This is a genomic window from Pedobacter kyungheensis, from assembly GCF_000812965.1.
Taxonomy (GTDB): domain Bacteria; phylum Bacteroidota; class Bacteroidia; order Sphingobacteriales; family Sphingobacteriaceae; genus Pedobacter; species Pedobacter kyungheensis.
The window spans coordinates 140,508-158,000 of sequence record NZ_JSYN01000001.1 but is presented as its reverse complement, the minus strand read 5'-3'; the positions used below and the strand labels follow the sequence as shown (position 1 = coordinate 158,000).

The window sequence follows — 17,493 nt, the reverse complement described above, 5'->3', positions numbered from 1 at the left end:
TTCATAATAAAATTAACTAACTATTTCTACTTTTTGGTAACATCCGAAAATTTTACCTGGATAACGTAGGTACCTTCTAATTTTAATTGCCACGACCAACGTGGGTTTACCGAAAATGTGCCCAGCGAAGCGGGGAAATTATCGATGGTTACAAACTGGCTTGGAATCCGGTAGTACATCAAAAATCCCCAATCGGTAGTTGGTGTTACATATTTGGTTAATGGAAATGGCGCTACTTCGAAATCGCAAATCATAGCCGTATCGGTTTTAATTACCGGGTTAAATTTGGCATAGTTTTCAAAAATCGGCCTGTCGCCCCGGGCGATAATTTCGCCTGCTTTAGGGTTAAAGGTCCTGCCATTTTTATCTACCATTTTCAAAATTGCCCTGGCACCAGTGTTTGATATTTTGGTACAGGTAATGGTAGGGTTTCTCATTGGAGTTGCAGCACCCGTGGCATCGTTAAACGCGTTCGATACGTTGTCGGTAATCACAAACAAATCTTCTGGCAATGGGTCTACCACGTTTATGGTGGCCAGTTTAGGGTAAAGTTTGGTGCCGGTAACATTGGTCATCTCTACATCAAATACATATTTGCCTAAAGGCAGGTTTGCTGATGCTTTATTGAAGGTTAACTGACCGCTGCTTTCGTTAAAATACATGGGCAGTCTCTTTTGTGTTTCCCTTTTCTTATTCAAAAGTGCAACTGTAGTATCGGTTTCGGCATTGAAAGCCATCCCGTCTTTGAAAACCACAATATCGTAGGTAGTGGTAAACTCGGCAGGTGCCGGACTGCCGTCTTCTTTGCGCAGGTTTAGCATTTTGAAGGTATAGGGCGGGGTAGAACCATCAGCGTTAATCCGGTCTGACTGGTACAGGATTAGCCCCCGCTTGGCGAAAAGGTTATTGTCCTTGTAACGGATACCATCACTTTGGAAACCTTTTTCTATCTTTTTACAGGCTACAACGCTTACCAGCATCATGAAGCCTAAAATGTATTTCATTTTCATTGTTTAAATATTAGTATTTAACAAATTTTACCGTAAGTGGTGTTAACCGGCTGGTAAATAATCGATTAAATTAATTGCCTAATGGCTGTGCATTAAAAAACAATCTGTGGTTTCCATTCAAAACATGTATAATTCCGGTACGGGTAATAATCCCCGAGGTCTGGCAATCGACAGCTTTGTCTTTTTGATTGTCGGGAATTGCGTTCTGATCCAGTTCCTTATCATCACGGGTGCCGATTACTTTGGTATAGGTTACATAATCTACATAGCTTACGTAAGCGCTGTAATCGAAACTCCTTCTGAATTTAATCATGTATTGCACATTAGGAATCGGGCCAAGGGCACTGTCGTACAGCTTACCGGCCAGTGTAATCTGGTCGCGGTTAATTTTGCCGGCAAACATGTATGTTTTTAACGAATCGCTTAATTCTTTCGAAGGAATATCTTTTATCCCGAAGTTGAAGTTCTCCTTACCGGTTTGAATGGCAATCTGGTTTTTCTTGGCTGCAACATAATCTACAACACCGTAGTTGGTGGTTGCAAACAGCGTAATATCACCGTTAACCGCATCTTTTAAACCGGCTTTGTCTATCACTTTTACGAGCGAATCGAACTTAGGGTTAGATTTGAGGTAATCGTAGGTGGTCATATCCACATAGGCATTACTTACACCTCCATCATTTTTGTAATCGTCTTTTTTGCAGGCAGCAAAAGCTGTCATTACAAGTAAAACGCATATCGATATATAATTTCTCATGATTGTGTCTTTTGAATTTTGCTTAAACTTTTCCTAACCAGTAAGTAGTTTGTTTAAGGTTGGGGTTTTCTCTGAATAATGCCGGATCTACTGGCCAGTAAAACCCTTCACGTCTAAACCTTTCAACCGGTAACCAATCTACTATGTTGCCGTATCTGCGTGTTCTTAACAAATCGTAAAACAAGTGTCCTTCGAGGAACATTTCTTTACCACGCTCCTTAATATACTCGTCCATAACCGCGCTTACGGATAAGCCGGCAGCTACTTTTTTAGGAACGGGATCGTATTTGGTTCTGAACTCGTTAATAATGTTGGTAGCCGTTGGGGCATCACCTTTGTATAGTGCAATTTCTGCTTTAAGCAATTTAAGATCACTCAGCCTGAAAATAATCATGTTGTTGCTCAGGTAAGCATCTAATTTCTGACCGGGGTTACGGTAAATTACATTGCTGTATTTGACGCATAAAGGTTTATCGGGCGTAACCAGATCGAAATTTTTACGGTAGCGGATATCGGTTACCGTACCTGAGCCATACTGATCGGTAAGGTAGCGCGGAACTACGTAAAACCTTGGGGTATTGTTATAATAACTGATGTAGCTGGTGTTGAGGAAACGGGTGCCAATGCTACTTGAAGAACCTTCCAGGGTGTTTTCACTCATGTTTAGCTCGAAAATACCTTCTGGCGAACGGCCAATAAAAGTACTGCTATAGTTGGTAGTATCGGTTTGGGTATATCCGCCACGTGCAATTAAGGTATTAATGGTCGTATCAGCGCTGTTTACATCAACCAGGTTAGCTACATCTGTGCTCACATCAGCCATAGTAGCACGCCATAAGTAAAGGTGTGCAAGCAAAGCATAAACCGAACCACGGTTAGCGGTAACCTTCGCATCACCGGCGTTATCGTAACTCCAGCTAAGCATTTTTGCGGCATTGTGGCAATCATCTTCAATTTGCTTCATTATCGCAATTTTATTGGTGCGCGGAAGCTGAGGTGCTGTAATCGGATCATCGTAAGCCGTAGTTACCAGTGGTACATCGCCCCAAACCCTTACCATCATAAAATAACTTAATGCCCTGATGAATAAAGCCTGCCCAATAATACCGTTTTTAAAGGTTTGCGGATCTTCCACATCTTTAAGCTGGTCGTTTGTCATTTTCGTAACATTGGCAATTACAATGTTCGACATGGCTATGGTTTTGTAATACAGTGTGTAATTGGCTAATGAATTCAGGTTGTACTGAAAGGTAAAATCGCCATTTTGGATGCCTTCCAAACCATCGCCAGTGTACTGGATGGTAAAATAATTCTTAGCAATGGCATCGCCATACATGTAATACCTGTTTTCTTTGTTGGTACAGGCATTACGTAAAAGGGCATAGTTGCCGGCTATTGCATTACGGGCATCTTTAGCCGATTTCCAGTAAACTTCTAAATAGGTTGAGTTTTTGGGTTCCTGCTCAAGCAGTTTTTTGCAAGAGGCTAAACTGATTACTACCAGTGCCAGCCCAATCATGCTTAATTTTTTATATGTATTTCTCATGGCTTTCTTATTAAAATTGAACTTCGATACCTAGCGTATATTTTTTCGGAATCGGGTAACCTGCTCCGTTATATTCGCCGTAAGGGTTTACCGCTTCGGCATCTGGCAGGCGTTTTGATTGCTGGAACATAAACAGGTTATCGGCAATGGCAAATACCCTGAATTTGCTTACACCCAGTCTTTTCAATGTGCTGCCCGGCAGATCGTAAGCCAGGTTAACACTCTTTATCCTGAAGTATCCACCTTTTTCTAAAAAGAAAGTCTGTGCTCCGGTATAGTAATAGCGGTAAGTTCCCAAATCGTATTTAGCATAATCGGCCATGTCGCCCGGTGCTTTCCAGATGTTGATTTTACTTAAATCAGGCGTAGAATAACTGGCAAAATTGCTGATTGCGTTACCATCAGTTGAGTTAGAAAAACGATCTGATTCAAATAAGTTTAACACATCGCGATCGAAAGTAAAGGTTGCAAATACACCCAGACTGAAATTTTTATAGGTGAAGTTGTTGGTCCAGCCGCCGGTGTACTTAGGGTTTGGATCGCCGATTGGAATCTTGTCAGGATTGATTCCATCATTGAAAATATCGATAAAACCATCGCCATCTAAATCGGCCAGATAAAAATCGCCCTGCTGGTAGGTACCATTACTGTTGCGGTACAATTCGCCGGTGTAAGGGTTAGCCGGAATATCGCTGGTTTTAGAGAAAACGCCATTTGTTCTGTACAGGTAAAAAGCATTAATCGGACTTCCTACAGATAGAATATGCGATTTATCAAATCTGTCGCCGCTTAATACCAGGTCTCTTCCGCCATTTGGCAGGTTCATGATCTGGTTTTTGTTATAAGATATGTTTAAGCGGGTATTCCATTTAAATGCACCAGAGAAGGGGTTGGCCATTAAAGAAATTTCAGCTCCTGAGTTTCTTACTCCAATAGCGTTGGTTAAAGCCAGATCGTAACCTGTAGTTAGTGGTAAGTTTAAGCTAAATAATTGCAAAGATGATTCTTTGTTGTACACATCGAAGGTTAAACCGTATTTGCCGTTTTTAATTTCGAGATCGGTACCAATATTCCACTGCATTGATTTTTCCCAGCTCAGGTTGCTTTGGGCCACACCATCATATAAATTGGGGGTAATGGCTGTTACACCGTTGTACGATGTTGCTCCTCCGTTACCATCAAAGCCGCCATTGTTAACCTGATACAAGTTGTATTGCAGGTAGTTTCTTTTCGGATCGTTACCCGAATTACCAATACTGGCCCTGATTTTAGCCATGGTGAAAGGGTTTTTAGTCCAGTTTTTCATGAAGCTTTCCTCAGTAAGTAGCCAGCCAATTGATGCCGACGGGAAGAAACCCCATTTATTGTTTTTACCGAAACGCGATGAGGCATCAGCCCTGGTAGAAACAGATAACAGGTATTTGCTGTCGAAATCGTAAGCCAGCCTGCCATAGTAAGATAATAAGCCGAAAGCCTGGTAATCAGAACTGGCGCCAATTTTTGATTGCTGGAAACCACTTACCACCTGGATGTTATCTGATGGACCGTTATAACCCGAAGCCGTAGTGTATTGGAACTGGTTGTACAAGATATCCTGACCGGCAATAACACTAACTGAGTGTTTGCCAAACTTGTTGTTGTAGCTTAAAAAGTTAGAAGTTTGGGCGGTTATACCATTGTCAGCATAGCTGTAAGCCGAGTTACCTTGCCCGTTATTGAGCAGGCTGCTGGTACTCAGATCACGCCTTGCGCTGTTTTGTAAATAAGAAGATTGAGAAGTTAAAGATAAATGTTTGTTAAACTCGTAGCTTAAATTGAGGTTAATGGTAAGCTGGTTGCTGATGTTCTTATCCAGGTTTTCGCTATAGGCACCTAAATAAAAGGCTTTTTTATCCTCATCAAGGTTGAGTAGGGAAGAAGGCATGTTACCGGCACCTAAACTAATAGGGCTGTTGTTGCTGCCATTTCCCCTTGCGCGGTCAGAGCGCGAGTAGGCAAAAATAGGGTTAATCATCAGTTTTTGCTTTAATGCCCTTGTGGTCAGGTTAATCCTGCCAGAGTATCTTTTAAAGCCTGTTGCTTTAATAATCCCTTCCTCATTGTAGTAGCCTCCGCTAAAGCGGTAAACCATGCCGTTGTCTCCACCACCGCTCACGTTTAAATCGCCGTTGGTTATTCTACCGGTTTGGTAAAAAAGATCCTGCCAATCGGTATTGCCATTGTAGGCGGGGTTTAAACTATCAGTTAACAGATATGGAAGTTGTTTTTGGTCTGCATAGCTCAGTTGTCGCTGCAATACTTCCATTTTTTGTCTGCGCTCTGTGGTTCCGAGCGTAACATCGCGTAAATTAGGCCTTTCGGTTAAACCAGCATAAGCACTGATGTTGATTCTTGGTTCGCCACTCATTCCTTTTTTGGTGGTAATTAAGATTACTCCATTGGCAGCACGCGATCCGTAAATGGCTGCGGCCGAAGCATCTTTAAGGATGTCGATTGATTCGATATCGGCAGGGTTTAAACCAGCAAGGTAGTTACTTCCCGTACCCACACCCGGGCCAACATACGATTCGGTTGGCTGTGGTACTCCGTCAACCACATAAAGTGGCGAATTAATTACGTTAAATTCGTCGTAACCTCTGCTTACTTGTGAGTTACCACGTACCGATACCGTTGGGGCCGAACCGGGAGCACCAGAGAAATTCTGTACGTTTACCCCCGAAACACGGCCTTGTAGTAACTGATCGAAACTAGCCGCTGGTAAGTTGGCCAGTTCCTTTGCCGAAATACTCGAAATGGCTGCTGTTGCTTTCTTTCTGCTAATACTTTGGTAACCGATGGTTACAACTTCGCTAAGTGTCTGGTTGTTTTCGCCTAATGTAAAATTAACACTTGTTTTGCCGCTGGCAGCTTCTTCTTTGCCGAGGTAGCCAATCATACTAACTACCAGTATTGAATTTGAACTTTTTACCGTCAGGGTGTAACGCCCTTCTGCATTGGTTACGGTTCCGTTTTTGGTGCCTTTTTCAACAATTGTTGCGCCGGGTAAAGGCCGCTTCGATTCGTCGAGCACTACACCGCTTATTTTGGTCTGCGCCATGGCCAGCCAGGGGATTAAGAGGTAGAAGAAAATTCCAATTAAAATTTTCGGACTGGTTTGTGTAAAGTTTAGTTTCATAAAATTTAGTTGGTTAACTGTTTAGTTAAGACTAAATTATATCCATTATTTTACAGAAAATTAACGTATTTTAACATTAGGTAGTTGGATTTTAACGTATAAACTCTTAAAAGGTGATTTTCGCTCAAAATGGTATTAATTTTTTGTTATAAGTAGGTAAATGAGTGTTAATTTTTTTGCTTAGCCCCTAATTTTAAACTAATTTTTAAGTTTAGTTGTTTTAGCCAAATATTGTATTATTTATATTTACAAAACGTTTTAGTAATACTACTTTTTGAAACAGATTTGAGTTGTTTGTTCGAAAAATTGAGGTCGGTTTAGTTTGTAATTTTAAATAAGAATACCACTAGCGCAAGTCTTAGCGATTTAGGTTTGTGGGGTGGATGACTTGTGCTTCAAAGATTCGATCCAGGGCCGCTCATTAGAGATGCCGAAACAAGTCCGATAGCTATCGGACCAGCAGGACGGTCTGAGGAAATGAGGGATGGTGCAAAACCACTAGCGCAAGTCTTAGTCATTTGGTCTGTGTGTGCGATGACGGGTCACCTTATCGTAACTGCACCTTGCTTAATTATAAATGCTTGTTGCTTAATTATAAAAGCGATAACGTTAATTATAAAATCTAATGTATTAATTATAAATGCGTGTACATTAATTATAAAAGCGGGTAGGTTAATTATAAAGTCTAATGCATTAATTATAAGTGCGGGTACATTAATTATAAAAGCGAGGACGTTAATTATAAAATCTAATGCATTAATTATAAATGCGGGTACATTAATTATAAAAGCGGGTAGGTTAATTATAAAATCCTATACATTAATTATAAAAGTAAATGCACTAATTATAAATGCGTATTGCTTAATTATACCTGCATGGACTATTCAATAAACTGTGTCGAAAAGAATATTTAAATTTGGCCAATAAAATTCTTTCTCCTCATGACTTTTGTAGCAAAATTGCAGGCCTTACGTACCTTAATGGCCGAACAGAAAATAGATGCCTATATCATTACTGCCGCCGATCCGCACATTAGCGAATATTTGCCAGCACATTATAAAGCCATCCCTTTTTTCAGTGGTTTTACCGGTTCGGCCGGAACTTTGGTTATTACAAAAGATTTTGCCGGCTTGTGGACCGATTCGCGGTATTTTACCCAGGCCGAGCCCCAGTTGCAGGGTTCGGGTTACGAATTGGTTAAATTGAAAGTACCCCACACACCTGAATACATTGAATGGTTAAGCGAGGTGATGCCTGAAAATGCAACCGTGGCTTTCAATTATCAGCTGATTTCAGTCGCACTGGCTTTAGAAATTCAGGCTGGTTTAGAAAAACAGCACATTCAAATAGTAGATGCCGATTTAATTGGCCCTTTATGGTCAGACCGGCCCGCTTTGCCAACCGAAAAGGCCTTTCTCATAGCCGAAAAAGATGCAGGTTTATCCATCTCTGCCAAACTTGAACAGGTAAAAGCCCAATTAAAAACAGTTGGTGCCCAAAGCCATTTAATTTCCTCGCTCGATGATATCGCCTGGCTTTTCAATATCAGGGGCAAAGATGTAGATTATAATCCTGTAGCATTAAGCTTTGCTTTAATTACACTCCAGGAGGCGAAACTCTTTATCGATGCGGCAAAACTAGCAGATAACGATATAAATACCTTGAAGCAACAAGGCGTAACGCTTTATCCATACGCGGCAATAAATGATGCGCTAAAAGAACTCCCTTCAGATTCAGCGGTTTTTATTGATTTTAAACGCAACTGTTTTGGCTTGTATCAATTGTTGCCAGCCACGATTAAGGTAATTTCAGGTATCAACCCCAGTACGCACCTCAAAAGTTTAAAGAACGAAACAGAAATTAACCATATCCGCAAGGCTATGGTACAAGATGGGGTAGCCATGACCAGATTTTTTAAATGGATGGAAGAAAGGTTAGGGGAGGAGCAGATTACAGAGTGGTCGGCTGCCGAAAAGCTGGCTGCTTTCAGGGCCGAGCAACCCGGTTTTGCGGGTTTAAGTTTCAATACCATTGCCGGTTTCAATGCCAATGGTGCCTTGCCACATTACAGTGTAAGTTTAGAGAGTAGCCTCGAAATACAGCCGGAAGGTTTGTTCCTGGTAGATTCGGGTGGGCAATATTTATATGGTACAACTGATATTACCCGCGTAATGCCCATGTCAAATTACTCGGCACAACAGGCAGACGATTATACGCTCGTATTAAAAGGCCTGATTGAAGGATCGAAACTTGTTTTCCCCGAAGGTACAAAAGGTTATCAGATCGATTCGATTTGCCGTAAACCTTTATGGGAGCATAGCATTAACTTTGGTCATGGTACGGGCCATGGTATTGGCTTTTTTCTTAATGTACATGAAGGTCCTCAGAACATTAGCCCCGCCAATGTTGATGTGCCCTTTAAGCCGGGTATGGTAACTTCCATCGAGCCGGGGATTTACAGGCCCGGATCACATGGTGTAAGGATCGAAAATCTGGTTTTATGTGTTAATCATGGCAGCAGTGTCTTTGGTAATTTCCTCAGTTTCGAAACACTTACTTTATGCTATATCGATACCCGGATTGTAAATAAGGCACTTTTGGAAGCTGGTCAGCTTAGTTGGTTAAATGCCTACAATAATAGGGTGTTTGATCAGCTTCAGCCGCATCTTTCGGCCGAAGAAGCCAGCTGGTTAAAAGCAAAATGCCAGCCGATATAGTGTGTTGTTAAATCTTATTTTTATTTGAAAAGCAGCGCCTGTATTTCAATTAATGTCAGTCGCGCTTTTCGCTTTAGTTCCGGTTTTCAACCGGGAGCTGCCGCTGCAATCGCGTTTAATTTACCTGCTGCAGTGCTGGTGGCAACCATTCCCCTCCAAAACCTAACTTGCCGTAAATACACCAATTCTTTACCGATTTTGCGCTATTTGTAAAGTTGATAGGTGCTTTACTTTTTTAAATCTATTTTTGAATAAAGCGTCATAAACACGTTTTTTATTATGATGAATACAAAACCGACAAAAAGACCAATCACAATAGCTTTTAAAGCAATATTTTGCTTAGCACTATCTCTACTGTATATTCAGGTAAGTTTTGCCCAATCGCCCTGGATTGCATTAAGTAAAAAGCCATCAACATTAGGGCTTGAAAATGGTTTCAGCCAGTTTGATGCAGGCGCATTAAAACTTAAACTGGTTAAATCATCGCAAACCGTTGCAGGTTTACAGCCTAAAATGGTCAACGATTTCGATTTTGTGCCCAGCGATAGTTTAAAAGTGCGGAGCTCGGATGGGTTGTACCATTTGGGCGATATTAACCTTAAATTGCGTAGTGCCGGTAACGAGGGCTGGACAAGCTACAGCACTGCGGCTAAAAGAAGTGCGGTTAAAAGTTTAGCTGCGGGTAAAAACGTGCTCTCAGCTGCCGATCTGGCTGCAACATTGCCGGCAGATATTCCTTTGCAAATTACCCGGAGCTGGGAAATGCAAGATGGTAAACTGGTGCTTCGTTTCGAGCTCAGAAACAAAACCAGTAAAACGGTAGAAATTGGCGCATTGGGTATTCCGATGATTTTCGATAATATTTTAGAAGGCAGAACGCTGGAGCAAACCCATGCCAAAAATGTGTTTTACGATCCTTACATTGGTCAGGATGCAGGTTATTTACAGGTTACGCGCTTAAGTGGTCATGCGCCTTCACTTATTGTGGCACCACTCGGGCATACCCCTTTCGAAGCATACAACCCGCTAAACGACGACCGCACACCACGTGGAATTGCTTTTGAGGGCTTTTACGAGTGGATGGTGCACAGTAAAGCCTATGCCGAAAATGAGTGGAAAAATGCCGAACAATGGAATAAGCCAACCAGCGCATTTTTAAAACCAGGCGAAAGCAAAAGTTATGCGCTTCAGTTTATCATCTCGGGTACCGCTAAAAATACAGAAAGCAAACTGATTGAAAATAAAAGACCGGTGGCCGTATCGGTTCCGGGCTATGTATTGCCTAAAGATGTAGATGCCAAACTTTTTATCAATTATGTTAAAAAAATTAAATCGCTAAGTGTACTACCCGAAAATGCTTTAACTGTAAAAGCCACTGGTGTAACCAAAAATGGCTGGAAAAGCTATTCCGTAAAAGCCAACACCTGGGGAAGGGCGCGCCTATCGGTTGTTTACGAAGATGGATTGGAGCAAACGATAAATTACAAGGTAATTGAACCTGAAAATGAAGTAATTGCCAGTTATGGTCACTTTTTAACTACCAAACAGTGGTTTAACCAGCCCGATCCAATTTTTAAAAGAAGCCCATCAGCCATTACTTACGATTATGAAAAACAACAGCAGGTAACACAAGATAATCGCGCCTGGATTGCCGGTTTAAGTGATGAGGGGGGAGCTGGTTCGTGGCTGGGTGCCATGATGAAACAGTTGGTACATCCTGAAAAAGAAGAAGTAGACAAATTAAAACAGTTTGTAGATACCGTAATGTTTGGCCGTATTCAGCTTAACGATGGTCCGCAGAAATATGGTGTAAGAAAGAGTTTGTTTTACTATGCACCCGATTCTCTGCCTAAAGGTACTTATGCTGATAACATCAACTTTAAAACCTGGTCGGCCTGGCCCAAAAAAGAAGCCGATAACCTCGGACGCTCTTACAACTACCCACACGTGGCCGCTGCGCATTGGATTATGTACCGTTTGGCACGTAATTACAGCGGACTGGTAGAAGAGGGGAGTTGGAAACAACACCTCATTAATGCTGCCGAAACCGGTATGGCCATGGTAAACATTGCGCCATATTACGCACAGTTCGGGCAAATGGAAGGTACCATCTTTTACCTCATCTTAACCGATCTTAAAAACGAAGGTTTAACAGAAGAGGCGACCCGGTTGGAGAATGAAATGAAAAAACGTGCCAACCACTGGCGCTCGCTGCAATATCCCTTTGGTAGTGAAATGCCCTGGGATTCCACAGGTCAGGAAGAAGTTTATGTGTGGTCGAACTATTTTGGCTATACCGATAAAGCCAATGTAACGCTAAATGCTATACTGGCTTATATGCCTGTGCTGCCGCATTGGGCTTATAATGGTAACGCGCGCCGTTATTGGGATTTCCTTTATGGCGGTAAACTTACCCGTATAGAACGCATGATCCATCATTACGGTTCGGGTTTAAATGCCATCCCTGTATTGATGGATTACCGTAAAAATCCTGATGATTTTTATCTTTTACGTGCCGGGTACGGTGGTTTAATGGGTACCATTTCGAACATTACACAAGACGGTTTTGCACCGGCTGCCTTTCATGCTTATCCTTCAACTTTAAAGAACGATGGCATTACAGGCGATTATGGTTCAGGATTTTTTGGCTATGCGGTTAATACTTCTGCTTATGTAATGAAACATCCTGAGTTTGGCTGGCTGGCCTTTGGAGGGAATTTAAAACAAGCTGGAAATACAGTAAACCTGAAATTAACAACTGCAGCTAAATCGGCAGTTTACATTGCTGCTGAGGGGCTTTACATAACGCTTGATGCGGGTACCATAGCTGAAGTTAGCTACAATACGCAAAACGGAGAAATTAAACTTAAACTCGATGCCGCCAATGCTTATACACCAGCCGCGTTAATCAGATTGTCGCAACCTGCAAAGGTTAAAAATAAGGCTACTTATGTAATGAAAGATGTGCAGGTTAATGCGAGAGGAGCCTATCAGGTTCAACTGAATAAAGATCAGCCTACCGAAATCATCATTAAAAGATAATACCAATTTTCTCAACTCTCGGGCCCTGTAAAAAATATTTTTACGGGGCTTTATTTTTTATAATCAGATTAGTATGACTGTTATTTAATAATTTAAATGATATAAATGATGATATTTAGTTATTAAATAGATTTATATAGCGGATTTTTAATGATTTCAGCTTGCTTTAAGTATTACTAATGACAATATCAGCCTCACATCTGCTTTGATTCAGTTAGATAAATACTTTATTTAAGATTATTTAAATTTTTGATTATAAAATAACTATTTATTGCTGTGGTAATATTGTACAATGGCTACACTTGAGCCATTTAGATTACTACCCAGAAGTTTGTCATTCCTATGCAGATTTTGTAGCTATTTTTCGCTTAGCAAAAATTAATTGTGATTTTTACATCCAAACTCTAGCTTATAATTTGCAGATACCGCCCATATTTTAGCCAGTCGATTGTGAAGTTGATTGAATAAAAATTGCATTTGGGATATTTGCCTAACAACAAAAAATATGTTTCAAAAGGAAGTTTACCTCCAACGGAGAGCAGCGCTAAAATCAAAAGTTAATTCGGGTATTTTACTCTTTATGGGTAACGAAGATAGTCCGATGAACTATAAAGACAATGCCTACCACTTTAGGCAAGACAGTACTTTTTTATATTATTTCGGTATAAACGAACCCTCGCTTGGGGCGATTATCGATCTTGATGCCGATAAAACCATTTTGTTTGGCAACGAAATGGGAATTGATGATATTGTTTGGATGGGCAGGCAGAAAACCCTGAAAGAAAAAAGCATTGATGCTGGTTTAACAGAAGTACAGCCACTTGATAAGCTCGACGATTACCTGCAAAAAGCAGTCGAAAAAAAACAGCAGGTTCATTTCTTACCGCCTTACCGGGCCGAAAATAAAATTAAACTCAGCCATTGGTTAAATATTCCAATCGCTCAGCTGAAAGAAAAAGCATCTCTAACCTTTATCAAAGCAGTTGTTGCGCAAAGATCGATCAAAGGGGCTGAAGAAATAGTAGAATTAAACCGTGCAGCAGCTTTATCAGCCGATATTCATTTAATGGTAATGCAACAGGCCAGGCCGGGTATGTATGAGCGCGAGCTTGCCGCAAAAATTGAAGGTGCGGCATTGGCTACCGGCGGAAACATTGCCTATCCGGTTATTTTAACCGTACGTGGCGAAATTTTACATAACCACTATCATGGCAACCAGTTGCTTGATGGCCAAATGGTTTTAAATGATTCGGGCGTGGAAACCGCTTTAGGTTATGCAGGCGATCTTACGCGTACTTTTCCGGTAGGTAAAAAATTTACTGCTGAGCAAAAAGATATTTATGATGTGGTGCTGAAGGCTTATACCGATGCCAAAAACATGCTGGCACCTGGGGTAAGGTATCTGGATGTACATTTAACCTCGTGTAAAACATTGGCTCAGGGCCTTAAAGATATCGGCCTGATGAAAGGTAACGTTGACGATGCTGTTGCAGCAGGTGCGCATGCCATGTTTTTTCAATGCGGAACCGGCCACATGATGGGGCTCGATGTACACGATATGGAAGATCTGGGCGAACAATACGTAGGTTATACCGACGATTTGCTTAAAAATACGACGCAGTTTGGCTTAAAATCGCTAAGGCTTGGAAAAGCCCTCGAAACCGGTTATGTGTTAACAGTAGAGCCGGGAGTGTACATTATTCCGGAACTGATTGACCGCTGGAAGGCTGAAAATCAGTTTAGCGAATATATTAATTACGATAAATTAGAGCAGTTCAGGCATTTTAGCGGCATTAGGGTTGAAGATGATTTCCTGATTACCGAAACCGGAAGTACGATGCTGGGCAAGCACCTGGCCATCACTACTGATGAGGTAGAGGCGGTGAGGGCCGAGGCTTATTAACCAAGTTCGGGTATTAAGTACTGCCCCAGGTAAAATAAACCTGATAGAACGGATGCTCCCGGTTTTTACCGGAGCAGGAGAGATAGCAGGGCCGGACTAACCGATAAAACACTGCAACTGCTTTTCAAAATAAATTGGCTGATGCCGGTATACGATATGAAAAAAATAACATTTGGCTGTTTAACAGTACTTATAGCCTGTTTTACCCTGCAGCTTTTTGCACAAAGCCCTAAAAAGGTTTATACCCTTGCCGATACCTTACGTGGCAGCTTAAATGCCGAGCGTACCTGGTGGGATGTGCAGCGTTATGAGCTTTCGGTTAAGCCCGATTATAACGATAAAAGCATTACCGGTTCGAACAAAATTGTGTACAAAGTGGTGAAGCCGAACAGTGGTAAAACACGCATGCAGATTGATTTGCAGGAACCGTTAATTATTGACAGTGTTTTGTACAATGGCAAAGCGCAGTTAAAATTTGAGCATAGCGGAAGCGTTTGGTATGTGCATGTGCCGGCTCAAAAACTTACAGCTTTAAACCATGTGCAGTTGTTTTATCATGGCAAAGTGCATCAGGCCAAAAGGGCTCCATGGGATGGCGGTTTCATTTTTACCACCGATTCGCTTTCGCGGCCATGGATGACGGTAGCTTGTCAGGGACTTGGTGCTTCGGTTTGGTATCCCAATAAAGACCATCAGAGCGATGAACCCGACCGTGGCGCTTCGTTAACCATGACTGTACCCGATACTCTGGTTGCGGTAGGCAATGGCCGTTTGGTGTTTAAAAAGAATAACGGCAATGGTACCACTACCTATAAATACAATGTACAAAACCCGATCAGCAATTATTGCATTATCCCATACATTGGTAAGTACGTTAATTTTAAAGAAAAGTACGCCGGAGAAAAAGGATCGCTTGATATAAATTATTGGGTACTGGATTACAATTACCCTAAAGCGAAAACCTATATGCCCGATCAGGTACATAAAATGATGAAAAGCTTTGAATACTGGTTTGGGCCCTATCCTTTTTACGAAGACGGCTACCAATTAATTGATGCTTCGCATACGGGGATGGAGCACCAATCGGCCGTTTCGTACGGTAACCGCTATAAATTTGGATACATGGGGCGCGACATGTCGGGCAATGGCTGGGGTTTGAAATGGGATTTTATCATCATTCACGAAAGCGGTCACGAGTGGTTTGGCAACAACATTACTACCAAAGATTTGGCCGATATGTGGGTGCACGAAGGTTTTACCAATTACAGCGAAACCCTTTTTGTTGATTATATTTTTGGGAATAAAGCCGGTAACGAATATAATTTTGGGATTAGAAAAGGCATTCGTAACGATAGCCCTATCATTCCGGCTTATGGGGTAAATGCACAGGGCAGTGGCGATATGTACCCTAAGGGAGGCAATATGCTGCACGCCATCAGGCACAGTTTAAATAACGATGCGCTGTTCAGGTCGGTTTTACGCGGACTTAACCAAACCTTTTACCATAAAACAGTTACCACCGCTGAGATAGAGGATTATATTTCTAAAAAAACTGGTTTCAATTACAAAAAAGTTTTTGACCAATACCTGCGTACCACACAAATCCCGGTCTTTGAGTATTATGTAGAAAAAGGCAAGGCTTTTTACCGTTATAGCAATTGCGTAAATGGCTTTAACCTGCCACTAACATTAACCCAAAGCGGTGTTAAAACTGTAAAGATTTTGCCTACAACCCAGTGGCAGCAAATTAGCCTGGCCAGCGGACAGGAATCGTTGTTTACCAAAACTGGTATCGAATTGATGTATTATCTGGATGTAAAAAACACAAAATAAGATTTAAAATCCAATGTTTTTTTAAGATGCTTTATGGATTATTTTGATATTTTTTTTGGAGAATCTATAATGAATTTTATTTCATCATGCATGGCCGCCCAATCGAGCCGTAGCACCGCCCTTCCGTTCTGCTAAAATCCGGCCTAATAAATTTTTCGGGCTCTACTACAGTATCCCTACCACTGACTTTCAAAGAAAAATTTTCAGCCGGTGGTTTTTGTTTCTTTTTGGCAGCAAAAAGAAAGAGCCCTTCGGCGGCGGTGAGCCGAGGCAAGGAGGTGGGTAGGGTGAAAAAATAATTACAAATCAATTCTACAAACTTCATGGAGAATTTAGGCTTTTAATAGCATCTTTTCTTAGTGTATTCTGTTTTCACATTTTTGAAACTATTTCTTTCTTCCCCGGCGTCAGTCCAAATGGCGTATTTATAGCCAATATTGGTTAAAATCCAATAATTCGGGCGTAGCACGATCCAGTACCTTTGAATGTTATTATTAAGCTAATATCACCCGTGTTTAGCGATTTTAACCTTGTTAGGTTTAACGCAACCGTTAATTTTTAAATCTTAATTATTAAAAACATCATAGTACAATGAGTATCAAATGGACAGGGGTTTTCCCAGCTGTAACTACAAAATTTACAGCAAACGACGAATTGGATTTTCCGGCTTTCGATTTAAATATCGAAGCACAATTAGAAGCAGGTGCTGAGGGAATTATTTTAGGCGGATCGCTTGGCGAAGCCAGTGTATTGAGCGATGAAGAGAAATTCGGATTGTTATCGCATACGCTAACATTGGTAAACGGTCGTGTACCGGTTTTATTGAACATTGCCGAGGCTACAACCAAAAAAGCAATTGAAGTAGCTAAAAAAGCTGAATCGCTGGGTGCACAGGGTTTAATGTTATTGCCCCCAATGCGTTACAATGCCGCTCCTGACGAAACCCTGGCCTTTTTTGGCGCCATTGCAGAGAGCACTAGTTTGCCGATTATGATCTACAACAACCCGGTTGATTATAAAATTGAAGTAACCTTAGACATGTTTGAGGTACTGACCAAATACGATAATATCCAGGCGATTAAAGAATCGACCAGGGATGTATCGAACGTAACCCGTTTAATTAACCGCTTTGGCGATCGCTTTAAGATTTTTACCGGAGTAGATCCGCTGGCCATGGAAAGTATTGTGATGGGTGCACATGGCTGGGTAGCTGGTTTGGTTGATGCCTTTCCGAAAGAAACCGTTGCGATTTTCAGGTTGATTAAAGAAAACCGCATTGCCGAAGCTTTAACCATTTACCGCTGGTTTTTACCGGTATTAGAACTCGATATTCATGCTAAATTGGTGCAATACATTAAATTGGCCGAAGTAGCTACTGGTTTAGGAACTGAGGCTGTTAGGGCGCCACGCTTACCAATTAGCGGTGCAGAAAGAGAAAAAGTACTTAAAATCATTAACGATGCATTAGCTGCTCGTCCCATATTACCTGCAGGCAGTTGGGGTAAATAGT

The 17,493-nt window shown here is 41.4% G+C and carries 10 protein-coding genes; 5 read left to right on the top strand and 5 right to left on the bottom strand.

Annotated elements, in window-relative coordinates:
• Positions 1-26: 26 nt before the first annotated feature.
• The 4 genes from OC25_RS00575 to OC25_RS00560 form a co-directional block, all read right to left on the bottom strand.
• Complete coding sequence (locus tag OC25_RS00575; protein WP_167335345.1) at positions 27-1,004, bottom strand: DUF5007 domain-containing protein; 978 nt, start codon at positions 1,002-1,004, stop codon at positions 27-29.
• Positions 1,005-1,080: 76 nt separating this feature from the next.
• Positions 1,081-1,767 (bottom strand): hypothetical protein, encoded by a 687-nt coding sequence (locus tag OC25_RS26625; protein WP_156131350.1) that lies wholly within the window; start codon positions 1,765-1,767, stop codon positions 1,081-1,083.
• 22 nt (positions 1,768-1,789) lie between these two features.
• The gene (locus OC25_RS00565; protein ID WP_039470635.1) at positions 1,790-3,313 is read right to left on the bottom strand and encodes a RagB/SusD family nutrient uptake outer membrane protein; all 1,524 of its coding nucleotides are present in this window, start codon (positions 3,311-3,313) and stop codon (positions 1,790-1,792) included.
• Between the two features lie 10 nt (positions 3,314-3,323).
• Positions 3,324-6,488, bottom strand: coding sequence for a SusC/RagA family TonB-linked outer membrane protein (locus tag OC25_RS00560; protein ID WP_052265851.1), 3,165 nt, complete (start codon positions 6,486-6,488; stop codon positions 3,324-3,326).
• A 941-nt stretch (positions 6,489-7,429) separates the two neighbouring features.
• Between OC25_RS00560 and OC25_RS00550 the strand changes: the two genes are divergently transcribed.
• The 4 genes from OC25_RS00550 (at position 7,430) to OC25_RS00535 (ending at position 15,983) form a co-directional block, all read left to right on the top strand.
• Positions 7,430-9,205 (top strand): aminopeptidase P family protein, encoded by a 1,776-nt coding sequence (locus OC25_RS00550; protein ID WP_039470629.1) that lies wholly within the window; start codon positions 7,430-7,432, stop codon positions 9,203-9,205.
• Between the two features lie 279 nt (positions 9,206-9,484).
• Positions 9,485-12,247, top strand: coding sequence for a DUF5695 domain-containing protein (locus tag OC25_RS00545; RefSeq protein ID WP_209435548.1), 2,763 nt, complete (start codon positions 9,485-9,487; stop codon positions 12,245-12,247).
• 505 nt (positions 12,248-12,752) lie between these two features.
• Positions 12,753-14,150, top strand: a complete 1,398-nt coding sequence (locus tag OC25_RS00540) for an aminopeptidase P family protein (protein WP_039470626.1) — start codon at positions 12,753-12,755, stop codon at positions 14,148-14,150.
• 156 nt (positions 14,151-14,306) lie between these two features.
• Entirely contained in the window at positions 14,307-15,983 is a 1,677-nt protein-coding gene (locus tag OC25_RS00535; protein WP_039470734.1) for a M1 family metallopeptidase, read from the top strand.
• A 76-nt stretch (positions 15,984-16,059) separates the two neighbouring features.
• Here the strand turns inward: OC25_RS00535 and OC25_RS00530 are convergent, their stop codons facing one another.
• The gene (locus tag OC25_RS00530) at positions 16,060-16,308 is read right to left on the bottom strand and encodes a hypothetical protein (RefSeq protein ID WP_039470624.1); all 249 of its coding nucleotides are present in this window, start codon (positions 16,306-16,308) and stop codon (positions 16,060-16,062) included.
• A gap of 266 nt (positions 16,309-16,574) precedes the next feature.
• On the opposite strand from OC25_RS00530, the gene OC25_RS00525 reads away from it, so the two are divergent.
• Positions 16,575-17,492: a dihydrodipicolinate synthase family protein gene (locus tag OC25_RS00525; RefSeq protein WP_039470622.1), complete on the top strand. Its 918-nt coding sequence runs from the start codon at positions 16,575-16,577 to the stop codon at positions 17,490-17,492.
• Position 17,493 lies beyond the last annotated feature (1 nt).